At 43.2% G+C, this 22,710-nt stretch carries 22 protein-coding genes and 1 pseudogene; 13 read left to right on the top strand and 10 right to left on the bottom strand.

The window, feature by feature from the left end:
• Positions 1-102: 102 nt before the first annotated feature.
• The 9 genes and pseudogenes from cobA (at position 103) to PseudUWO311_RS18495 (ending at position 8,454) form a co-directional block, all read left to right on the top strand.
• Positions 103-891, top strand: coding sequence for a uroporphyrinogen-III C-methyltransferase (gene cobA / locus PseudUWO311_RS18535; protein WP_142656714.1), 789 nt, complete (start codon positions 103-105; stop codon positions 889-891).
• A gap of 52 nt (positions 892-943) precedes the next feature.
• On the top strand, positions 944-1,324 hold the full coding sequence (locus PseudUWO311_RS18530; RefSeq protein WP_142656713.1) for a DUF86 domain-containing protein: 381 nt from the start codon (positions 944-946) through the stop codon (positions 1,322-1,324).
• Positions 1,325-1,453: 129 nt separating this feature from the next.
• Positions 1,454-3,544: a M3 family metallopeptidase gene (locus PseudUWO311_RS18525; protein ID WP_142656712.1), complete on the top strand. Its 2,091-nt coding sequence runs from the start codon at positions 1,454-1,456 to the stop codon at positions 3,542-3,544.
• A 151-nt stretch (positions 3,545-3,695) separates the two neighbouring features.
• Positions 3,696-3,940: pseudogene (locus PseudUWO311_RS24950) on the top strand (BrnT family toxin).
• Positions 3,930-4,145, top strand: coding sequence for a hypothetical protein (locus PseudUWO311_RS18515; RefSeq protein WP_142656711.1), 216 nt, complete (start codon positions 3,930-3,932; stop codon positions 4,143-4,145). Before PseudUWO311_RS24950 ends, PseudUWO311_RS18515 begins: the two are co-directional and overlap by 11 nt.
• A 49-nt stretch (positions 4,146-4,194) precedes the next feature.
• On the top strand, positions 4,195-4,707 hold the full coding sequence (locus PseudUWO311_RS18510) for a DUF5958 family protein (RefSeq protein WP_142656710.1): 513 nt from the start codon (positions 4,195-4,197) through the stop codon (positions 4,705-4,707).
• A 17-nt stretch (positions 4,708-4,724) separates the two neighbouring features.
• Positions 4,725-5,207 (top strand): hypothetical protein, encoded by a 483-nt coding sequence (locus PseudUWO311_RS18505; protein WP_142656709.1) that lies wholly within the window; start codon positions 4,725-4,727, stop codon positions 5,205-5,207.
• Between the two features lie 149 nt (positions 5,208-5,356).
• Positions 5,357-5,710, top strand: coding sequence for a VOC family protein (locus PseudUWO311_RS18500; RefSeq protein ID WP_142656708.1), 354 nt, complete (start codon positions 5,357-5,359; stop codon positions 5,708-5,710).
• A 140-nt stretch (positions 5,711-5,850) separates the two neighbouring features.
• Positions 5,851-8,454 (top strand): chloride channel protein, encoded by a 2,604-nt coding sequence (locus PseudUWO311_RS18495; RefSeq protein WP_142656707.1) that lies wholly within the window; start codon positions 5,851-5,853, stop codon positions 8,452-8,454.
• 520 nt (positions 8,455-8,974) lie between these two features.
• Here PseudUWO311_RS18495 and ychF read toward each other — a convergent pair.
• The 3 genes from ychF to PseudUWO311_RS18480 form a co-directional block, all read right to left on the bottom strand.
• Positions 8,975-10,066, bottom strand: a complete 1,092-nt coding sequence (ychF, locus tag PseudUWO311_RS18490; protein WP_142656706.1) for a redox-regulated ATPase YchF — start codon at positions 10,064-10,066, stop codon at positions 8,975-8,977.
• Between the two features lie 162 nt (positions 10,067-10,228).
• Positions 10,229-12,319 (bottom strand): tetratricopeptide repeat protein, encoded by a 2,091-nt coding sequence (locus PseudUWO311_RS18485; RefSeq protein ID WP_142656705.1) that lies wholly within the window; start codon positions 12,317-12,319, stop codon positions 10,229-10,231.
• Positions 12,320-12,348: 29 nt separating this feature from the next.
• Positions 12,349-13,428 carry a hypothetical protein gene (locus PseudUWO311_RS18480; RefSeq protein WP_142656704.1) on the bottom strand — a complete coding sequence of 360 codons (1,080 nt, stop codon included), beginning with the start codon at positions 13,426-13,428 and terminating at the stop codon, positions 12,349-12,351.
• Positions 13,429-13,701: 273 nt separating this feature from the next.
• Here PseudUWO311_RS18480 and PseudUWO311_RS18475 point away from each other — a divergent pair, with 273 nt between their 5' ends.
• The gene (locus tag PseudUWO311_RS18475) at positions 13,702-13,950 is read left to right on the top strand and encodes a hypothetical protein (RefSeq protein WP_190303564.1); all 249 of its coding nucleotides are present in this window, start codon (positions 13,702-13,704) and stop codon (positions 13,948-13,950) included.
• A 207-nt stretch (positions 13,951-14,157) separates the two neighbouring features.
• Here PseudUWO311_RS18475 and PseudUWO311_RS18465 read toward each other — a convergent pair whose 3' ends face one another.
• From PseudUWO311_RS18465 to PseudUWO311_RS18450, 4 genes are read right to left on the bottom strand one after another with little or no spacing between them, the layout of a single operon-like run.
• Positions 14,158-14,340, bottom strand: coding sequence for a hypothetical protein (locus PseudUWO311_RS18465; RefSeq protein WP_190303562.1), 183 nt, complete (start codon positions 14,338-14,340; stop codon positions 14,158-14,160).
• A 55-nt stretch (positions 14,341-14,395) separates the two neighbouring features.
• On the bottom strand, positions 14,396-14,806 hold the full coding sequence (locus PseudUWO311_RS18460) for a hypothetical protein (RefSeq protein ID WP_142656702.1): 411 nt from the start codon (positions 14,804-14,806) through the stop codon (positions 14,396-14,398).
• 38 nt (positions 14,807-14,844) lie between these two features.
• Positions 14,845-15,069, bottom strand: a complete 225-nt coding sequence (locus PseudUWO311_RS18455) for a DUF433 domain-containing protein (protein ID WP_142656701.1) — start codon at positions 15,067-15,069, stop codon at positions 14,845-14,847.
• 25 nt (positions 15,070-15,094) lie between these two features.
• Positions 15,095-15,910, bottom strand: a complete 816-nt coding sequence (locus PseudUWO311_RS18450; RefSeq protein ID WP_142656700.1) for a hypothetical protein — start codon at positions 15,908-15,910, stop codon at positions 15,095-15,097.
• Positions 15,911-15,966: 56 nt separating this feature from the next.
• On the opposite strand from PseudUWO311_RS18450, the gene PseudUWO311_RS24135 reads away from it, so the two are divergent.
• Entirely contained in the window at positions 15,967-16,110 is a 144-nt protein-coding gene (locus tag PseudUWO311_RS24135) for a hypothetical protein (protein WP_190303561.1), read from the top strand.
• A gap of 13 nt (positions 16,111-16,123) precedes the next feature.
• Here the strand turns inward: PseudUWO311_RS24135 and PseudUWO311_RS18445 are convergent, their stop codons facing one another.
• The 3 genes from PseudUWO311_RS18445 to PseudUWO311_RS18435 all read right to left on the bottom strand — a co-directional run bounded on the left by PseudUWO311_RS18445 (position 16,124) and on the right by PseudUWO311_RS18435 (position 17,815).
• Complete coding sequence (locus PseudUWO311_RS18445; RefSeq protein WP_190303560.1) at positions 16,124-16,480, bottom strand: type II toxin-antitoxin system PemK/MazF family toxin; 357 nt, start codon at positions 16,478-16,480, stop codon at positions 16,124-16,126.
• Entirely contained in the window at positions 16,438-16,656 is a 219-nt protein-coding gene (locus PseudUWO311_RS18440) for a ribbon-helix-helix domain-containing protein (RefSeq protein WP_142656699.1), read from the bottom strand. Before PseudUWO311_RS18440 ends, PseudUWO311_RS18445 begins: the two co-directional genes overlap by 43 nt.
• 319 nt (positions 16,657-16,975) lie before the next feature.
• Positions 16,976-17,815: a zinc-dependent peptidase gene (locus PseudUWO311_RS18435; RefSeq protein WP_142656698.1), complete on the bottom strand. Its 840-nt coding sequence runs from the start codon at positions 17,813-17,815 to the stop codon at positions 16,976-16,978.
• Between the two features lie 268 nt (positions 17,816-18,083).
• On the opposite strand from PseudUWO311_RS18435, the gene PseudUWO311_RS18430 reads away from it, so the two are divergent.
• Both PseudUWO311_RS18430 and PseudUWO311_RS18425 read left to right on the top strand, forming a co-directional pair.
• Positions 18,084-19,424, top strand: coding sequence for an efflux RND transporter periplasmic adaptor subunit (locus tag PseudUWO311_RS18430; protein WP_142656697.1), 1,341 nt, complete (start codon positions 18,084-18,086; stop codon positions 19,422-19,424).
• Between the two features lie 62 nt (positions 19,425-19,486).
• The gene (locus PseudUWO311_RS18425) at positions 19,487-22,690 is read left to right on the top strand and encodes an efflux RND transporter permease subunit (protein WP_142656696.1); all 3,204 of its coding nucleotides are present in this window, start codon (positions 19,487-19,489) and stop codon (positions 22,688-22,690) included.
• The last annotated feature ends 20 nt before the right edge of the window (positions 22,691-22,710 follow it).

The following is a 22,710-nucleotide window of genomic DNA, read 5'->3' as shown; positions in this document are numbered from 1 at the left end:
TAAATTGCTATAACAAATAGAATACATGAGGAAAATGAAGATGCGATCGCCTTGCAATATTTGGCTTAGATACTCAAGTTTTGATTAAAGTTTTGATAACGAATGACAAATACAGATTTACAAACAGATTTACAAGAAGTTATTCAGCCTGCCTTAGATCGGGTTTTAGGTAAGGTTTATTTGGTGGGAGCGGGACCTGGTGATGCAGGATTGATGACACTTAAGGGCAAATCCTTGCTAGAAACATGTGATGTAGTGCTTTACGATGCTTTAGTTAGTGATGAAATCCTTGCCATGATTAATCCGATCGCCGAAAAAATTCATGCGGGTAAGCGCCGTGGCAATCATTCACTTTTGCAAGAGGAGACTACGCAGTTATTAATAGAGAAGGCGAAAACTCATGCGATCGTGGTGCGCTTGAAGGGGGGTGATCCGTTTATCTTTGGGCGTGGTGGTGAAGAGATGGCAGATTTGCGATCGGCTGGGATTGCGGTTGAGGTTGTCCCAGGAATTACTTCAGGGATTGCGGCTCCAGCCTATGCAGGAATTCCGCTGACTCATCGCGACTTTAGTTCGTCGGTAATTTTTGTGACTGGGCATGAGTCGGCTGGGAAATATCGCCCACAGATCAATTGGACAGCGATCGCTCAAGCTGCTGAGACGATTGTGGTTTACATGGGATTACATAATTTAGGTGAAATTGTCCCTAAAATAATTGCAGCAGGCTTGTCTGAATCTACACCTGTAGCTTTAATCCGCCAAGGAACACGTACAGATCAGTCAGAATTAATTGGCTGTTTGGGTAATATTGTTAAACTTGTGCAAGAAAATAACTTTGCCCCACCTGCGATCGCGGTCATTGGTAATATTGTAAACTTTCGAGATGTCTAACACAGGTGGCTCTTCACAAGGTCCCTAGTTCTCAATATATGGAAAAAAGCTAATGAATATAAGTGAAGTGAGTATTCCTGCGGAAATCGAGAATAATAACCATCGACTGGAAGTTCAAATTCAGGACATTTTAGAAGCGATCGCAGCTACGGAGTCATTTGTATCAGGGATAAATTTTATGCAGTTTAGTTGCGATCAAAAAACAATTTTTGCTGTAGAAAGGGCGATCGGTCTGATCGGCGCAACTGCGAAGCGGTTGCCGATTAATTTTATGGATCAGTATCCCGAAATTAATTGGCGACGTTTGACTAGTGTTGGGGATAGCTTGATGTTTGGATATTTAGAAGTGGATCTCAATACTTTATGGGAGTTGATCCAGCAAGATGTGCCGTTTATTAAAGAGCTAATGCAAAAGGCGATCGCCAATCTATAGAGCACAAGGTCTAATTGTCGAAATAACCGCCATAACTCGATGGAGTCGCCACCCTAAGTCCCGACTCTGCATTGATATATAATTAATGTAACTATTTACAAATCTTAAAGATTACTTGAAAGAAAATTTATGAGTGAAGTTAATAATCCTCTCCTGATCGGCAAAGGATTACCGCCATTTCCAGATATCAAGCCCGAACAGGTCATTCCTGCAATTACTCAATTGCTCGAAGAGACAAGCAAGGGATTGACCGAACTCGAAGCCAATCTCCAGCCGACATGGGCAGGGCTAGTAGATCCATTAGAGCGTTTGACTGAGCGCATTGGTTGGAGCTGGGGTGCGATCGAGCATTTACTTAGTGTCAAAAATAGTGCCGAATTGCGCGAAGCTCATAAGGTAGTGCAACCTAAGGTAATTGAATTTTTTAATCGCTTTAGCCAGAGCCAGCCAGTTTATAAAGCCTATAAAGCAATTTATGGATCATCGGAATGGGATAACCTTGACCCCGCCCAAAAACGGATCGTCGAAGCCGCGATGCGGGATGCAGAATTGTCGGGTGTGGGTTTAGAAGGGGAATTGAAAGAGAAGTTCAACGCGATCCAAATGGAACTTGCCGAACTTTCCACTAATTTCTCAAATCATGTACTTGATGCCACCAAAGCTTTTAGCATGACTTTGACGCTGCCCGAAGAAATCGAAGGTTTGCCTCCTAGTCTTCTTGCTCAAGCCGCCCAAGCGGCTCGTCTGGACGGTGATGATAAAGCCACGCCTGAAAATGGGCCTTGGTGCATTACCCTTGACTATCCTAGCTATGTTCCATTCATGCAGCATAGCTGCCGCCGAGATCTACGCGAGAAACTCTATCGCGCCTTTGTCAGCCGTGCCGCCAGTGGTGAGTTTGATAACTCTCCATTAATCGATCGCATTCTGGAATTGCGTAAGCAAAAGGCAGAACTGCTCGGATATCCGACATATGCAGAACTCAGTCTTGCTCGAAAAATGGCTCCTAATGTTGAGGCAGTTGAGAAATTGCTAGAAGAATTGCGTCAGTCTAGTTATACTGCCGCAGTAGCCGAGTATGCAGAGTTAAAGGAATTCGCAAAGGCTCAAGGCTCATCGACCTTAGGTGATCTTAAGCATTGGGATACCTCCTATTGGGCGGAACGTCAGCGGGAAACTAAGTTCAACTTTACTGTGGAAGAGTTGCGTCCCTATTTCCCACTTCCTCAAGTTTTGGAAGGATTATTTGCCCTTGTAAAGCGCTTGTTTGGCGTGACAGTAGTTGCGGCGGATGGCAAAGCGCCAATCTGGCATGAGAATGTCCGTTTCTTTGAAATTCAAAACGAACAAAATCAAGCGATCGCCTATTTTTATCTCGATCCCTATAGTCGTCCTGCGGAAAAGCGTGGCGGTGCATGGATGAATGATTGCATCGGACGCGCCAAAGTAATCGAAGATGGTCAGCCCATTACTCGGTTACCCGTTGCATATCTAATTTGCAACCAGTCTCCTCCAGTTGATGGCAAGCCTAGCCTGATGACTTTTGGGGAAGTAGAAACCCTTTTCCATGAATTCGGACATGGCTTGCAGCACATGCTGACTAAGGTTGATTATTCAGGTGCTTCAGGCATTAATAATGTTGAATGGGATGCGGTGGAACTTCCTAGCCAGTTTATGGAGAACTGGTGCTACGATCGCGCTACTTTGTTTGGTATGGCGAAACACTATGAAACTGGCGAAACTCTACCCGAATCCTATTACCAAAAACTAATCGATTCCAAAAACTACATGAGTGGTTCAGGCATGTTGCGTCAGTTACATTTCAGCCTTGTGGATATCGAACTGCATCATCGTTATCAAAGCGGTGGATCAGAAACTCCCATCCAGTTGCGATCGCGTCTTGCAGAAACGACGATGGTAATCCCACCCCTGCCAGAAGATAACTTCCTCTGTTCTTTTGGTCATATCTTCTCTGGAGGATATGCCGCAGGTTACTACAGCTACAAGTGGGCAGAAGTCCTCAGCGCGGATGCCTTTGCAGCCTTTGAGGAAGTAGGACTCGAAAATGATGAGGCGATCGCATCAACTGGCAGACTCTACCGCGATACGGTACTTGCCCTCGGTGGTAGCAAACATCCCATGGAAGTCTTTAAAACCTTCCGAGGACGTGAGCCAAGTACCGCACCTTTGTTGCGTCATAGTGGTTTAGCCAAGGTCTAATCTATTTCTTTAGCGAGTTGCGACGCTTCGCGCCGCAACTCGCTTTTTGGTTTTATGTCTTGATAAACGATAAACGTGGTATTTCTTTTAATATAGTCTATAGGTCTAATATTGAAGTGACAGAAAGCTAACTAATCGATAAAATATATCTATGAAGTTTCAGTGGGACTCAGACAAAGCTAGTAGCAATAACAAAAAGCATGGCGTATCTTTTGAAGAAGCTGTGACAGTCTTTGGAGATCCACTGGCTAGTACAATTTCTGACCCCAATCATTCTATTGTCGAACAAGGTTTCAACGACTTTTAGTCGTGTCTCATACGGAACGGAAAGGTGAAGTGCGTTTGATTAGTGCCCGTTTAGCCACTCGACAGGAGAAAAGAAGCTATGAGTCATGAATCTGGAGTAATCAATAATAACGATGAACTGCAATCTGAATATGACTTTTCAGGTGGTGTTCGTGGTAAGTACTATCAAGACTATATGCGATCGAGTAATGTTGTGATTCTCGATCCAGATGTAGCGGAAATCTTTCGAGATTCAGCTTCTGTAAATGATGCGCTACGATTACTTGCAAAGCTCATGAAGCCCATAGCAGTCTAATATCGGTCGGTAATCACTGCTGTGTGAGTTGTAGATAAGATTACAAAATATGAAACTACACGAAAATAAATGGATTCTAGAATTACCCGATTTGATTCGTGTAAATCAACTTGTTAGACATCATATTAATTTCAAAGGCTTCGACTTGTGGTATCAAGAATTAACTTTGCCGCAACAGCAAACCCTGACAAATGCTTTGTGTGAGTTTGCTTATCAAGCAGGTGTCAATGATGATATTTGCGACGAGGCTTTTAATTTGTCAGATTTATCAAGTACTCAAGTAGCTGAACAATTCTTTTCATTTCATCGAAAAAAACATCCTGATTTATGGAGTCTTTATCAATGGATAATGCAAGAGCCAGAGCAAGAATTGCACTCTATTTTCAAGTTGTTTGTATTTCTTTTCGGTGTTGCGGAAGGCAAAGTATATTGTGCCGAGGCAAAAGAGAACTGCAATCATTGGTGGCATCGCGACTTACTTAATGATCGTGTCGTCCAAGATTTGCTCAACAATCCGCGTTTCTACAACACAGCTATGAGAGATGATGATAAATTTGATTAATTCTAATTTGCAAAAGTATGTATGACCTAAAGTTAGAAGGAGAGGATGGCGATTTACATATCACTGTGGATGAGAATGGCTGGGCTAAATGTTATTTGTTGACTAGAGACTCAAATATTTTTCTTGGCACTGATGCCATTTATATCCTTGCTGAGCGGCTGATATTGAATCTAAAGGATGTAAAGAGAAAGCCCGCAGGCGAACTTGATGGATGTATCGTTTGGGCAGTAATTTCATTATACGAAGCACATCACACTCTTTATTTTTACATCAGAGACGAGGTAAGAGTGCTGTTGTGGCAAGATGAAGAAGCTAAACTAGTTGCGACAACAAAACTTTCTGAAGAGCAATACGGAGAATGGCAGAGACTATTAACTGATGTTACGTGGAACTTAGATGGTAGACCTCTTGCTGCTAGCGTAGCAGGGCAACTACGGGGGGATTGCCCCTACCTCAATTTAGAGGGTACTGTAGGGGCTGTGCCGCCGTGCCAGCCCTAGACCTGTGCTATGACAGGAAATCCTTCCACGTAACATCAGTATTAACACCATACAAGAGCAAAGCCTGAACAATTGCTTGCCAGCCTACTTTATGAGAATAATTCGAGGCTTACATCACAATGAATGAAATCTAAGAATTGATAGAAATAATGAGTAAAATCTTGCTAAATCTGGTTGTCATCCGTTCAAATAATATTGATAAATCTGCTGCATTCTATCAATTGTTAGGGATGTCTTTCGTCAAGCACCAACATGGCAAAGGTTTAGAGCATTTTGCTAGTGAGATAGGTTGTATCACCTTTGAAATATATCCATTAGTAACTGAAGCAGAATCAATATCCACGATTCGACTGGGATTTCAAGTAACTTCTTTAGAAGCTGCTGTCAGCGAACTTAAAAAGTATGGGGCTTCAATTATTTCCGCACCTGCAAATTCTCCTTGGGGATGGCGTGCAGTAGTTTCAGATCCAGATGGCAATAGAGTAGAGTTAACTGAGATCTAATAACTTTGGTCTGAAATCTTGACGAATGAAAAGTACATCAAATTAGGTGTTTAGATATTTGAAGATCGCCTACTCATTGTCGGTTAAACTACTTAGATATTCGCTGTAATGAGTTTTAAAATAAGATTCAGTAACTTTTTATGGCTTCAGGCATATCATCGTGGCAAAAATGGTTAAAACCAAAACGTCTAGCCATTTTTGAAGCTTGTTTGATAGGGGTAGTGGCTGGACTAGCTGCTGTTATGTTGAAACAGGGGATTGGCTGGATCGGAGGGTGGCGACTTCAAATTGCAAATGACCTACCAGCATGGTTTGCATTACCCATAATTGGATTGACAGGCGGATATCTTTCAGGATTTTTAATTGAGCAATTTGCACCTGAAGCCTCAGGCAGTGGCATTCCTCAAGTCAAAGCCGCCCTTGGTTATGTGCCGATCGCACTAAATCTGCGTGTTGCCGTTGTTAAAATTGCCAGTACGATTTTGGCACTCGGTTCAGGATTAGCGCTTGGTCGTCAGGGGCCAACGGTGCAAATTGGAGCTGCGATCGCAGGACAAGTAAGTCAATGGATTCCCACCTCGCCTGAATATCAGCGTCAACTGATCGCCGCAGGAGCTGCCGCAGGACTTGCCGCAGGATTTAATGCCCCGATCGCAGGCGTATTATTTGTAATTGAAGAATTACTACATGATGTCTCAAGCCTGACTTTAGGAACTGCAATTCTTGCTTCGTTTATTGGCGGTGTAGTTTCTCTGATGTTGTCAGGGCATAGCCTTACCTCAGTTATTCCCATCATTCAATTCTCCGCCCAAGAAATTCCTTTTCTCCTATTACTGGGTTTGCTAGTTGGATGGTTTGCAGCATTCTTTAATCACAGTGTACTTGCCGTAATCAAATGGAATCGCAATTTTTTTAAAATTGGATTTGCATGGCGGATTGCGATCGCAGGTTGTTTGTCGGGACTTGCGATCGCCATGTTGCCTAGTGAATTTCGTGACAGTACTGGCTTGCAGCTATTTTTGGCTACGGGACAATCAAACTGGCAAGCTACGGCTGGAACCTTTGTAGTCCGATTTGTGCTCACTTTAATTGCCTGTAGCGCCGAAACTTCTGGAGGATTATTTGTACCCAGCTTGATCTTAGGATCAGCTCTTGGCTCACTGGTGGGGAATTTAGAGCATTCGCTACTGGGTATGGGGACGCTCTCAACCTATGCACTTTCGGGAATGGGGGCTTTCTTTGGCGCAGTCGCCAAAGTACCAATTACCGCCTTTGTGATTGTATTTGAAATCACGCGGGATTTTAATATCATCCTGCCATTGATGATTACTAGCGTAGTTGCCTATCTCTGCACAGAAAAATATGCTCCTGGCTCTTTGTACACCCATTTATTGGAACAGAAAGGCATTCATCTTGAAGCAGAAATTGTCACTGACGGATTATGGGATGGGCTGAGAGCCATAGATGTGATGCAGCAACAGGTAGAGACCCTCAACAGTGACATGATCATCAATGAGGCAATACAGACATTTGCGCGATCGCGACATCGTGGCTTTCCTGTCGTCACTGATGGGCATCTAGTCGGTATTCTCACGCAAATGGATTTAGTCAAGGCTCAAGAAAGCAAGATGTCGGACTCTGTAGCAATCCGCCAAATCATGACCCAAAAGCCGATTACGGTGAGTCCTGAAGAGAGCCTTTCTCAAGTTCTCTATCTACTCTCCTATTACAAGCTTTCGCGGTTACCTGTGATTGATCGCAATAATCTGGTTGGTATTATCACTCGTAGCGATATTTTACGCGCTCAGTCAAAGCGATTACGTGGGGTCAGTTCCCAAATATCTAAATCTTCCTATCTTGTTTACCAACAACGCGGAACTGCGACGGGAAAAGGGCGTTTATTGCTGCCTTTGAACAATCCTCAAACGGCGATGTATTTGATTGAAATTGCGCTTGCGATCGCAGAAAAACAAAACTACGAATTAGAATGTTTGCATATTATCTCTATCTCTCCCCATCTGTCGCCATCAGCAACAGCTGTTGATTTAAATCCTAGTTTAGAACTATTTCAACAGGTGACTAATGCTGCTAAGACGAGGAAAGTTTCTATCCATTCGCAAGTGCGTGTCGCTCATGATGAGGGTCAGACGATTCTAGAAGTAGCTAGCGATCGCCAGATTGATTTGCTGTTAATCAGCTGGTACGGTAAATCGAAATCTCCCGATCGCATATTTGGGGACACAGTGGATACTGTGGTAAGGCAAGCAAATTGTGATGTAATGCTTGTCAAATTTAGCGATCGCTTGCAGAAAGTTAATCCATTTAATCAAGAATTCAAGAAGCCAAATATTTCTTTCAATCGTTGGTTAATACCCATTGCTGGAGGACCAAATACTGAGAGTGCATTATTATTACTCCCTGCACTGATGACACTTTCTGCTTATCCAGAAGTCTGTCTATGTCAGATCTTTGCTCCTGCGGACGAGAATTATCAGGCAAGTCAGCTAGAGAAATATGCAGATTCTTTATATAAATCGCTTCGCTTTTCTGTTGGAACGATTCCCATTTGTTCTAAATCAATTGCTGATGCGATTCTTGATTTAGCTAATCAGGAGAGAAGTGATGTAATTATGTTAGGGGCAAGTCGTGAGGGGCTTGTGCAGCAGATTATACATGGAAATATTCCTGATGCGATCGCTCGAAACAGCAACAGAACTATCATCATTTTTCGCAAAGCTGTATAAATGAATTTTCAGTACCGTAAGTACTGAAAATTCATTTAAGCTCTTGTCAAATCCTGATTTGTCAGCTATATTACGTTTCAGGTTGAATAAACCTTCGGTGTCAAGCCGAACCACACTTGATAATAAACATTTAGATAACAGGAGGTGATGCCCATGCAATCAGATAGTAGTAGCGGTAAACGTATGGGTCTTCAGGTTTCCGAGCTGTGTGCTGGGGCTGTTCTGTAAGGTATTTAGTTAATTATCTCTAGTTCGCTAGCCTAATTTACTAGTAAACCTGAGATCCTTCCAGCAGTTGACTGTGACCTAAAGATCCTAAAGTATTCCGAAACAAAAAGACCTAGCCATTGGCTGGGTCTTTTTGTTTTGCATACAGTGCTTTGCGCTCAAGCAGTTGCCTTGCACTCAAGTGCGGGCTAAAAGCTCAAGCCCGTTGAAACGGGATAGTTTGGGAATATTCTTTAGTCCACTTCAGTGGACTTGAGCTTTTAGCCAAGAACTTGAGTTCTTGGTTTAGTGTTTACGCGCTAGTGAGGAATAAAATCACATCACCTTCTTGTACGACATATTCTTTGCCCTCACTGCGGAGCAATCCCTTAGAACGAGCAGCACTCATCGAGCCACAATCCACAAGGTCTTTAAAGGCGACAGTTTCTGCTCGAATAAATGCTTTTTCAAAATCAGAGTGAATTACACCTGCGGCTTGAGGGGCTTTCATGCCTGCGTGAATTGTCCATGCACGCGCCTCTTTAGGACCAACTGTGAAATAGGTGCGGAGTCCTAAGAGGTGATAGGTAGCGCGAATTAAAGATTTTAAGCCGCCCTCTTTGACTCCAAGAGATTCCAAAAAGTCTTGACGCTCTTCGTCGGGTAGCTCCAAAAGTTCTGACTCGACTTGAGCCGAAACAATTGTTACTTCAGCATTTTCGGCAGCAGCGATCGCCTTTACTTTATCGACAAAAGCGTTACCTGTAGCAAGATCATCTTCCGAGACATTCGCTGCATAAATCGTCGGTTTTAGAGTAAGCAACTGCAATACTGAAATTGCTTCTTTTTCTTCATCGGTGAGACTAGCTAAACGCGCAGGTTTGCCAGCATCGAGGGTCTCGCGGACTTTTTCAAGGGCTGCTAATTCGATTTTGGCATCGGCATCGGCACGGGCAGCCTTGCGGGTGCGATCGATACGGCGATCGACTTGAGCCAAATCAGATAGCGCAAGTTCGAGGGTGATGATTTCAATATCACGAGCAGGATCGATCGAAGCCTCAACATGGATAATGTCGTCATTTTCAAAACAACGTACGACATGGACGATCGCATCGCAGACTCGAATATTTCCTAAAAATTGATTTCCTAGTCCTTCGCCTTTGCTTGCTCCTCTGACCAGTCCCGCGATATCTACAAATTCGACTCTGGTGGCGATGATTTGCGCGGATTTACCGACTGCGGCGAGGGTATTTAGGCGATCGTCAGGGACGGACACCGAGCCAACGTTGGGTTCAATCGTACAAAAGGGAAAGTTGGCTGCTTCCGCCTTGGCGTTGGCAACTAGGGCATTAAATAACGTAGACTTCCCCACATTGGGTAGTCCGACAATCCCAGCTTTGAGCATGATGGCTATCTAAACGAAAACTTTTTGACATTGTGCTTATAAATTCTGTCATAAAAGTCTCACTTGATGAGACTTTTGCCAAAATATAGCTGCCAAAATAAAAGTGGCGGCGCGAAGCGCCGCCACTTTTATTTTGGGTTTTATGTCCTAAGCAAACCTCACTTAATAACAGCGAAGCCGTTTGGATAAGTGATCGCTTTCTGAGGATGGCTTCATCAAGCGAGCGACATCTTGAGCGGTTGTCACATCACCTACCTGTACTAAAAGCATTGCGAGTCTCTCTAGATATTTTGCCGAATTTTGAGAGCTTGAAATTAGCGAAGAGAGATGATGTTTTAGTAGCGATCTTGCTCGAATTTTGTCGCCTTGGCTCAGAGTCATCTCGATTACCTGAAGACTGAATTCTAGTTTTGTATTGATTGCATTACCAGCAAAGCCGATAAAAATTGATGCCGAAATAGGATCGCGAAGACTAAGCATCCGCTCGCCCATAGTTGTGGCAAAGTCTACATAATTAAGAATATTGAGCTGCTTGGCTAAATCGAAATACCGCGATCGCAAATTGATTCCTGATTGTCGATTGATAAATTCTGACTGAATACTAATCAGCAATGATGTTCGCTTCGCCAGATCTGGCTCTATCGCAATTTGGGCTTGGATTTGCTGAAGAAATTTCTCTGCTTGATTTACCCGAGTTGGTTGCTGCAAAAGAGCAGACGCGATCGCAGCTCGATCTCTAATTGATGATGAATCAGATATTTGGCTTTGAGCGAGATTAAATAGGCGATCGGCTTCATTGGTATTGCCACCTTGCCGTAAAGCCTCAGCAAACATCAGTAGTCGCTTTAAATCAGTTTCGTTAGCAACCCTTTGCATCGCTTGCTTAGGTTGACCTGCTTTGGCAGCCTCTAACGCAATTTTCTCAAGCCAAAATTCACTTACATCAGATACATCAGCATCGATTTGCATCATCATTGGCTTTGGGATCAACTTTTGGGCTGCGTCAAATTTTTGGTTTTGAACTAGATCGCCGATAATGAATGGCAAAGAATTTGGAGAGCCAATTTCCTTCATAAATTCCAGCAGTTCTAGAGTATAGCCTTGATAATTAGATAAGCTTCTCATTTCGGCACTCCATTGCATATCTCGCCGATCGTCGAAGTTGCCTCGAATATTACTCGCCTTCCCATCAGCAATCATCTGAGTGAGGGCTTGTTTGCCGATTTGAGGCTGATTGGCCTTACGTGCTTCGCCAGCGATCGCGAGCCATGCGATCGCGCGTGCAGCATTCGCTCTACGCATATTTGCCATGATCGACATCAATCGAGGGAAATCACCGCTAGACGCATAGCTGACAACTAACATCGTCAATTTTGATTCTCTCTGTTCTGTATTTGCGATCGCATATATCTTAGTGAGGACTGATTCGAGTAGTTGAGCAGACTTAGATAAATTTTTAAGTTTGGCGTAGCCACCCGCAATTTTAATCAAATTGATAGTATAAGAATCATCATCTTTGGGAAGTTGTTGCCACGAGGTTAAAGCTTTGTCGGGTTGTTCTATTTTTAAATAGAAATCAATTAATTCTTCTAGAAATTTATTACGCGCAAATAGATCTTCTAGTTTAATGGTTTGGGCAAAAGCTATATCAAAATATTTTGTGGCTCCAACTGGATTCCCAACCTCAACCAGCGCTTCGGCAAGTTTCATGTAAACAATTGGGAAAGCGACTGGATTAGTCGCTGAAATTGGTCTACCGTCCAATGATTGAATAGCTAGTTTAATAGATTGCTGAGCCTTTTCTGGCTGTCCATTCTTTTGATAGATTTGAGCCGTATTGATCAGTACTAGGCTCTTGGGTAAGCCATTCTCGATTGTCTTTGCCAATGCGACAATGCGATCGCTTAGCGAAATTATGCGATCTGGCGCGATCGCAGTTAACCATCGGGCATAATGTGGCAGAGCTGAATGAGTTCTTTTGAGTGTTGCGATCGATAGTGCCGAATCATTTTGACTTAGCGCTTCATCAATTTCCGCACTGATCTGAGCCCACATCTCCTGTGGTTGAACCCATATCTCCTGAGGTTTCGGGTTAGCGATCGCATTCCAGCGACGCTCGCTTTCATTTAGAAATTCGGTGCGACAAAAATTTGAAACAGGTAACCGCATCTCAGCAAAGCTAGGATGAATCCCGCCAAATCCGCAACCTAAGATTTGGAGAGAAATTAAACCTAAAATTATTGGCGATTTCATGATGGTTCAGTTATAGCAAAGCAAGTTCTTTATCTTGGCAACACTGGTGTGACAAATGCTGGGATGGCGAAATAAGGGCCTAATTTAACAAAGCGAATTTGTTCCCCATTGAGACTGGTATGGTAAAGCCAAGACGCTTGAGCGCCGTCCCCTCTGACTGTGTCGCTAACAGCCATTACTTGCCAACCAGCAATTATGCCATTCTGGCAGTCTTTCCCAGCAGCATCTAAACAGCGATCGAAATATTGAGGTAAGACTGTCATCACTCTAATGTTTTGAGCTAAAGCTTTTGTCCGCTGGGCGATATCTTGCTTGACCTGTTCTAAAACTGTTGGCGGAATACTCTGCATTCCATCTGGCACTGGCAAGCTATCTATATTAGATTGCACATAGTAAGTATAAATGATAGCACCAGAGCGCACCCGCATTTGCCAACCAGAGAAACTAACATTGGCACAGGTTCCTCTCGGCATAGGCGTAGGTGAATCGATACCTGCGCTACCACAGTCATTCCAAGTAACAGGTTTGATACTCTCAATATTTAAATTTGGTGGAATTATTAGCGATCGGTTAATCACGTCTTGCATTACCGCAGATTTGACCTTTGTAGGAAGTCCATTACTACTTATCTGCTCTTTTGACCAGCGCTGCCAGTCCGCTCCTTCTTGATCGAAATCATAGATCTTTACACTGTTTTCATTCGCCGCCAAAATTCGCCAATTTAGTTCATATCCTGCTAAGCATCCAGCATTGATTGGACATTGCCTCATGTTTGTCACCAATTCAGCAGCTTTAATCTGTAGATCTTTAACTGATGGAATTCTCATTTTTTTTGCCAAGGCAATGCGAACCTTTTCTGGGACACTGGCGACTGCATCAAAAGCAATGGACTCATCATGATAAGCAAGATAAACCCAAGACTGCTCTTGCGCTTGAATGGTTACACGCCAAATTGGAAAGCTTACCATTTTTGAATCAATCTTAATATCAAAATCGCTAATTAGGATGTCTTCGACTTGAGTAATTTTCAGATATTCGCCAGCAGGTTTAGGCAATCCTAATCGAGTTCTTAAATCCTCTAAGATTTTTGCTTTTTGAGTATCTGACATGACGAGTTGATCAATATGCTTGGGTATACCTGAATCTCTCGAACAAGCAATACTAATTAACGGCCTTGCTAAAAGTGCCGTGATACTGAGCAGAGTCACACAGCTAGAAGCAATCAATTTTGAATTTAATGATGATTTCAGTAACATTTCTATACATTCCAATACATTAAATTGCTTACTTTCCTTTTGCGTAAGTCCTAATAATCTTAAGGGGCATTCTACAAAGATTATTTCTCTGTTACAGAATTTGAAACGATAGCATGTCCCAATTTAGTGAAATCAGGGTTTGTTTTCCCATTAATTAATATCTTTGTAAGAGCCGAGCAAGGAGATCGCGCTGTAAATGATTCGCAAAGTGGTAAAAAATCAAAATTTGATACTGATGCTAACTGGAAGAATTTAGTGTTGTTTTATGAATATTTTCATGGTGATAATGGCTCAGGGATTGATGCTAGTCATCAAACTGGCTGGACAGGGTTGGTGGCAAAACTAATCCAACAATCAAGCGAATATTCGGATTAACTTAGCGATCGCTCTCGTTGCTTAAGATGCGATCTCTAGTCGTTGTTACAATGCTTCGGGTATTTGTAAAGTAACCGTTTCAACCATATTGTTAATGCGATCGCTAAATTTTTACATCTAGCGATCGCCGACTAGCCAATAGAGAAGAGTAATTTCAGCATTGATGGCAACGGCGGCATGTTGTTTGGCTGCGTCAATAATAAGTTTTCAACTTTCTGGTGGATGCCACCCAATCGTAAACCAACGTTTACGAGTAGCGACAATGACTGCATTATTCATCCGTAAAGCTATAACTGTTGTACGTCCAATCGCTGTTAAACTTTCAATTTGAGATGCATCATTATTCCATTGAAAATGCTCTTTCCAATTGTGTTGGCGTGGATTAAACAAAGCAACAAATTCGCCTGTTAATGGATCGATCGCTTCTGTGGTGTCAGATTTATATTCATTGCAAGTTCGACAGGCAAGGCATAGGTTTTCGCCATTTTAGGATTGCGGCGGCTTGGGATTTGCGTAACATAAAGCGATCGCTATCTTTACGCAGGTTATCTAATTCCAGTTTTTCGGAATCAGTAAGTTCTGTATCTTGTTGTTTTGATAACAGGGATTCGTAGCGTTCCATTTCTAATTGAGTTTTTTGGCTACGAGCAATTTGCCATAATGACTCATCGTCAAGTCGATCTAAGCTGGCAAGGTCAGTTTGAAATTCTTCGGGTACGTCTTTCCATGTTGGTGGGCTGCCAATTTGTAAGGCTTGTAAAATTATGTCTTCTAGCGATCGCTGGGTTGCTCCTGCCGCGATCGCTAAGCGTTGGTACAATGCTTCTGGTATTTGTAAAGTAACTGTTTCAGCCATATTTTTATCAATTTATAAATGGGCATCAATCCAGATGGTCATGCGACTAATACGGGATGATTGAGTTTACGAGATGCGTAGGCTAGTGCTGCTTTTAGGTCATCTCTTTCTAAATCGGGCATTTCTTCTAGAATCTCTTCCGCACTTAGTCCAGCTACAAATAAGTCGAGAACGTCTGAGACGCGAATTCTCATGCCACGAATGCAAGGACGACCGCCACATTGTTTTGGGTTGATGGTGATTCTTCTAAGTAGTTCTGGCATTTGAGGAGTTCCCTAACACTTTTTTCTATAGATAATTAGCTGCCATTCTAGCTTGTTCCCGTAATCCCTGAATTAATGCTTCTGAGAGTATAGACTCTCTAGCCGAGTCAATTTCTTTTTTAAGTTGTGATGTATATGTCTTCTGAAAACCTTCAAAACTTTCTTGCTCTTGTTTTCCACTTAACCAAGCAACTAATTTTCTACCAAGTATACTTAGGCTCCAAACATCAGAATTAATAGGCTCTAAAACACGTTGCTGAATTAATCCTTCACATGATACTTGGATTTGACCTAACTCTAAATCTTTAAGTGACTCTTGCAAATCATTTTTGCCAAGAATTGGCACGTTGTTTTCCCAAGCATTTTGCATAACTTCAAGAATTCGTAATTCTTCATCAGACAGCTGAGAAACTATACGAATAAAAATCAATTTCCCAGTCATCTCATTATGTGGGTAAATAGCAGAGTGAACCAATCCTTTGGCTAAAGCACTATGCTTATATGGTGATGCTGTTAAGCTTGCCTCATTACAAATACGCATCACAATCTCTCTGAATTCAGAAGACTCCAAAAATTCTTTATTCAATTGTGCTTTGTCAATACTCGTGAGTGCTTGTGAAATTTTTTCTATTAACTTTTTCTGTTGTTCCATTTGCCGAGCACTGAGTATTACAGTAGTGCCTGCTCCAATAGCGGTAAGAGCAACTCCTAAAGGTGCAGCACAGATTGCTCCTAGAAGAGTTAAAACCTGAGCACTTCCAGACAAAGCTATTTCACCCGAATTTCCTAAATTTAATTTTGTGTCAGTATCTTTCAGGTTCCCGTTATCGTCTACTTGCATAAAGTTTTACTATATGAACACAACTTTAAAAATATTGTACCTTAACAATCAATGCTGTGAGATTTGTCATCAAAGGTAATATACAAAATGATTTCTTTGGAGAGATTATTTTTATCTACAAGACTCTGTTAGCGATCGCGCTTGATGATGACAAAAGGCGATCTCCATTTGTAGAGATGATTAGGGCGATCGCCTTTTAGATATCATTCTAATTTAAAGTTCTAAATACCTAACCAAAATCTGTTGTATTTCTTGTAACTGATTCAGCTCTATTTGACCAAGACATTGAATCAACCTGCGTTTATCAAAAGTCATTGGATCGACACAAACCACAAAACTATTACTGCTCAGCCCATTCGTAACAGAAGGAACCAAAGGCACAATCACTGGACGTAAGCGATCGCTAGGATTAGCAGAAGTAATTGGTAGCACAGTTACTTTACTACGCCGATTAAAACTAGTACCAGAGATAATCACCGCAGGACGAGTTTTGCGAATTTCTGTACCAATCGAAGGATCGAAACTTACTATCCAGATACTTCCCAATCGATAATCGCCGCTTGCTGCCATGCTGCATCCTCATCATTTGTCAAATCATCCAACAACAAACAAGCCTCAACCATCGCCTGCTTTTCCTGTTGCTTCCGCCATGCTTGCAACAACCTCTCAATGAGCCGACTACGATTTTCTACGCGATCGTCAACGTAGCGAACTAACTCATCTGGAAGAGAAATAGATACTTTCATAACTATTTTGTACTACTCATAATACTACTGATGGTAGCACACATCGAATAGCGATCGCAGTTTGTGGAGTATATTTTAGTGCGATCGCCTTTTAAAAATAGCTATCGCCTTATTTGTAGAGATTATTTGTGTGATCGCCTATTTCTTCCTTGCGCAAATTCTGACTTTTACCGCAATTATTTTTGTCTACAAGGCTCTGTTAGCGATCGCGCTTGATATAGATGTTTCATCACCCATCACTCATTAACAGTCCATTGCCGCCGCAACCCTTCTTTGAGTTTTGATTTTTGTCCTAACTTCTCTGACTACAGATATAGCTTTAATTCTGCCATTGGCGAGGATCGATGCGATAGAACCTTCGCAAGATTTCGTAGAGAGCTTCATGCTTTTGGCTTAACTGATTTGGCTTCTCAAAAAATGTCTCCGTTGCCACTGCAAAAAACTCCGCAGGATTAGTTGCACCATAACCATCAAGGACAGTCTTTTTACCATTTTCCACGCGACCGCATAGTTGCAAATATTCCGCCGACATCACCTGTTTCCATACCTCATAATCTAATGCTCTCGGTAAAATTGGCACACCTTCCGCTTGCCCATCTTCCTGATCCAGTTGATGTGCGAACTCATGCAGCACCACATTATGTCCATCTTGCCAATTGCGAATATCCTGCTGTACCTGCTGCCAAGAGAGAACTAATTGATCTCTTGTCCATGACTCTCCTAATCTAGCCACACGACGTTCTTCCACTACATAGCGATCGCTCATTACCATCTCATTGACGATGTAAGCGTGAGGATAAACCAAAATTGATCGCAGATTTGGAAAGTAAGTTTTGCGATCGCCAAATAACAACAAACAAGCGATCGCCGCGATCGTGACTTTAATCTCCTCCGTAATTTGTAAACCTAGACAGCCAATAAACTGCTTCTCTTTCAGAAATACCTGTACATAGCCTTGTAATTCTTTTTGCTGCTCAAAATCTAGATTATTGTAAATAGAAAGATTACTTTCGATAATACTTAACCATGACTTAGGGAATTGCTGCAACATGAGGCGATCGCGTTGCCACTTCACAAAAAATGGATAGCACAAGATTCCTATTGCGATCGCACTGACCACAATAGAAAAGATTATTGCTAAAACGTTTGGAGTTATCAAAGAGATTAAACTAGCTGGAACAAAAGAATTGCAAGGGGTTCTGACAATCCCTAAATCTATATTAATGCAAGAGATAGCTAGAGCAAATCAAAACGCAAGTAGATGAAGTCGGCGCGAAGCGACGACTTCATCTACTTGCGTTTATTGCTATTGGCATGAAGACAAGTGTTTGTTAATTAAAAGATTTACCGTAGCAATAATCCCACAAAACTACAGAACATAACTTAGAATAACTTTAGGAAACTCAATACTTGCGCTCTTTACCTCTATGAAAGCTGTTTGGATATTAGCAACGATCGCTAGCTTGTCAGGTGTAACTGCGAGTTGCACTCAAAGCAACAAGGATGCCTCTCAAGCTCAAGTCCAGAGCCAAAAACCTGCTATAGCCGTAGATGTGGCGATCGCTAGCTTGGAGGCTCTTGAAGGCAAGAACGAATATACAGGTACGACTGCCCCAATTAGGGAAGTATCGGTAAAATCTCGGTTAGAAGGGCGTTTGCTAGATTTGAATGTAGATGTTGGCGATCGCGTCGAAGCGGGACAAGCAATCGCTCAATTGGATGATGCAGTTCTATCCGCAACAGTGCTACAAGCCGAAGCGGAAGTGGCGGCGAGAGAAGCAGAAGTCTCGCAAGCCAGCGCTGCCGTTGGCAATGCTCGCGCTCAAGTGGAACGGGCAAGACTAGAATATCAACAAGCTCAAGCTGATGCGAATCGCCTCTCCCAATTGGCTAAAGATGGAGCGGTATCTTCTCAAACTGCGGAGACAGCGATCACCCGTGCGCGATCGGCTGAGCAATCATTGCGATCGGCTGAGCAGCAAGTAAGCTTACAGCAACAAACTGTGGGCGCAAGTTCTCAAAGGGTTTTAGCACAAGAAGCAATTCGACTAAGAGAGCAGGAACGTCAATCCTACACCACGATTACTGCGCCGATTAATGGCATTGTCCTAGAACGGGTCAGTGAAACGGGTAATCTTTTATTCGCAGGGAATGACGTTGTAAAATTAGGCGACTTTAGCCAAGTGAAGGTAATTGTGCTGATTTCAGAATTAGAAATTAGCAAAGTCCGTCTCAATCAAACCGTGAATATCCGTTTTGACACATTCCCCGATCAAAAATTCACAGGGACAGTAAGACGTATTTCGCCAGTAGCCGATCCAGTGGCGCGATTGATTCCTGTCGAAGTAATCGTGCCAAATCGCGACAATAAGCTGGGTAGCGGTCAATTGGCGAGAGTTCAGTTTTCAGGCAAACAGGAACGTCAAATCGCCATCGCAGAGACAGCTCTAGAGGTAGCAGGACGACCGACCCCAGCACCTAAAGATGCAAATACAAATACCCAAACGAAGCCGAAAACCGATACTAAGTCTAGTCCTAGTGCTACTGACAAAGGCAAGCCCAAAACTGGCACAGTTTTTGTGATTACGGGTGATCAGAAAGAGCCAAAAGTGTTGGCTCGTAAAGTTACCCTTGGCGATCGCCGTGACGGTAAAGTTGTGATTCTCTCTGGCTTAAAAGAAGGCGATCGCATCGTCGTTAGGAGTGGTAGCAAATTACAGGATGGTGATTCTGTAAAGCTCAGCGTGTTATCGGAATCTTCTAAGTGATGATGTAATGCGCTCTGCGCGTTACATCATCACCTTTTTTAAATTATTTTTAAGAGGTAACTATGAGCAATCAAAACTCTTCCAGTCCGAAGCCGACAGGATTTAGTATTAGCGCCACAGCCATTCGTCGCCACATTGGCACGCTGATGCTAACGATCGCCATTTTTGTAATGGGCGCATTTTATATCAGTCGATTGCAGGTGGACTTACTACCATCGATTGTTTATCCCCGTATCGGCGTACAGATTGATGTTCCAGGGATTTCTCCAGAGGTCGCCATTACCGAAGTCACCAAACCTCTAGAAGAAGCTCTAGCAATTACAGAGGGTGTGAATCAGCTTTTTTCGCGTACTCGCGAAGGTCAGGTGCGAGTTGATTTGTTCTTTGATGCAGGTAGTGATGTTGATCAGGCTCTGAATGACGCAGTGGCTAGCTTCAACCGTGGTCGTAGTCGTCTACCTGATGTAGTCGAGAATGAAAGAATTTTTAAATTTGATCCGTCACAATTTCCCATCTATGAGTTTGCGCTCACATCGCCTTCCTCGTCATTGCCAGAGTTGCGGCTATTTGCTGATGAAGAGTTAGGACGTGAACTGGCAATCGTACCAGGGGTTGCGGGTGTTGATGTAGTTGGAGGCGTAAAGGAAGAAGTACAGGTTAATCTCGATCTGCCCCGTTTACAATCAGCAGGCGTAAGTGTTAATCAAGTTTTGAACGCCTTACGCGATCGCAATATTGATGTTTCAGGTGGACGTTTACGCAATGGTACGGTGGAGCCACTGACTCGGGCGATCGGCAAGTTTAAAAATGCTCAAGAGCTAGAAAATCTATCCTTTGTGGTTAGTAATCCATCGACTACAACTCCGCCTAGACAAGTCTATTTGCGAGACTTTGCGGAAATTATTGATAGTACTGAAGAACAGAGGGTTTTCACAACTCTAAATGGACAGGAAGCGGTGCGGTTACTAGTGACTAAGCAGCCCGATGCTAATACGATTGAGGTCGTCGATCGCGTCAAGGAAAAGATTGCCAACCTTCAGGAAAACGGCTTAATTCCCAATGACGCTGAGATAACGGCGACCATTGATGAGTCAAAATTAATCAGAGCTTCAGTAGCCAATGTTACATCCTCTGGCATTATGGGAGCCTTCCTCGCGGGAGGTGCGGTATTGCTATTTCTTGGCTCAGTGCGACAAACTCTGATTATTACGCTGGCAATTCCTCTTGCTACCCTCGCCTCAATTATCTGTATGGGTATTTTCGGATTTTCACTTAATCTATTTAGTTTAGGTGGTCTAGCTCTCTGTGTGGGCGGTGTCGTGGACTGCTCAATCGTGATGTTAGACAATATCCTAATCGGCATTGAGAAAATGCGAAAGAGTAATGGAATTCAAGATACGATCGCTCAATCCCAAGCCAGCAGCGCCGAAATAGAGTCAGCACTGGTTGCGTCCACCAGTACCAACCTTGTGGTAATTTTTCCGTTTTTATTACTGGGTGGATTCCTGTCGCTACTATTCAATCAACTGATTCTCACGATTAGCTTTGGGAATATCGCCGCGATCGCGATCGCCATCACCGTAGTACCTATGCTAGCCTCACGTTTATTAGCCGTCCCTTGGTCAAGTGGATTAAGTGAAACTTGGTTTATGCGTGGATTTCAGCAACGATTTGAAGCAGCTACCTTGGGCTATGCAGGTTTCTTAGCAAAGATTATCCATTATCGTCTGTTGGTAGTGATTGGACTGTTTGCTGTGCTTGGTGGCGGTGGCTTCCTGATGGCAAGACAACTGCCGCAAGAAATTATCCCTCAAGTTAAAACAGGTGATGTCAGCGTCAATGCTCAATTCCCCGCAGGTACAACCCTCGCCGAAAACCGCAGGGTGATGGAAATCGTCGATGAAATTCTGATTAAGCAGCCTGAAACTGCCTATGCTTTCTCCACTATTGGCGGTGGTTCCTTTGGCAATAACGTTACTGCTAATCCCTTACGCAGTGGCAGTACGATTACGCTCAAGCCAAATGCGGATCTTACTGGTTTTGTCAGTCGCGTGAATCGGGAAATTGCCAAGTTAAATCTTGCCGGGATACGAATTCGGGTTAACCCTGGGCAAGTGCGCGGGATTATCGTCAATAATTCCCCTGTCCCCCGAACGGATATTGATATCGTTTTGCAAGGTAGTAATCCCGAACTATTGACGCAAGCAGGTTTAGAAGTTCTTGGAGCCTTAGAGAAGTCAGTTAAAGGCGCGAACTTTCGTCCCGACACCGATGCCCGTCAGCCTGAAGTCCAGATTATTCCTGATTGGGAACGTCTGCAAGCGCTAGGACTCTCCACGCAATCGATCGGCTCAACTCTGCAAACTGCAATTACAGGTTCAGTCCCCACGCAATTACAACGCGGCGATCGCCTGATCGATGTGCGGGTACAGCTTGATCCTAAGCTACGCCAAAACTCTTCGCAATTGCAGCAAGTACCCCTATTTGTCAGCAATAATCGCCCTGTCCGCCTTGCGGATGTGGCAACTCTGCGCGAAGGTCGCGCCCCAGGGGAAATTCAACGCATTAACCAACGTCAAGTTTATCTAATTCTCGGTAGCATGGAGCGTGGTGCAAGTCTCAGTGGTGCGCTCCAACAAACTGAACAGGCGATCGCGGAGGTTAAGTTGCCAGATGGAGTAACGGTATTGCCCAGTACTGCCAAGACAGCTAACGATAATCTCTCAAAATCTTTTTTAGTATTGGGTTTACTAGCTTCTTTCTTGGTATTTGTGGTGATGGCGGTGCAATACAACTCACTGCTAGATCCGTTAGTAATTATGCTGACGATTCCTCTTGCACTGGCTGGTGGTATTTTTGGTCTATATGTGACCAGTAGCTCAATTAACGTGATTGTTGTAATCGGGGCAATTTTGCTAGTTGGTATTGTCGTAAACAATGCGATCGTCATGGTGGAGTTCGCCAACCAATTACGAGAGGAGCAGAAATGTAGTCGCATTCAGGCTATTTTGCAAGCTGCACCAATCCGTTTACGTCCCATTTTAATGACCACAATTACTACTGTAATTGGCGCTTTTCCGCTAGCGTTGGGTGGTGGCGATGGCGGCGAGTTCTTGCAGCCTCTTGGGATTGTCACTTTTTCTGGGTTGGCTCTTGCCACACTCCTTACCTTATTCCTAATTCCCTGCTCCTATGTACTTTTACATGAGTTTAGCTGGGCTAAAGTTAGTAAGTTAGTGCCATTAAAAGCATCATCAAGAAATTAAAGCTCTTTGTACTCTAAAAT

It is taken from the genome of Pseudanabaena sp. UWO311 (genome assembly GCF_006937785.1).
Taxonomy (GTDB): Bacteria; Cyanobacteriota; Cyanobacteriia; order Pseudanabaenales; family Pseudanabaenaceae; genus Pseudanabaena.
This window is presented reverse-complemented; position numbering and strand designations above follow the sequence as displayed.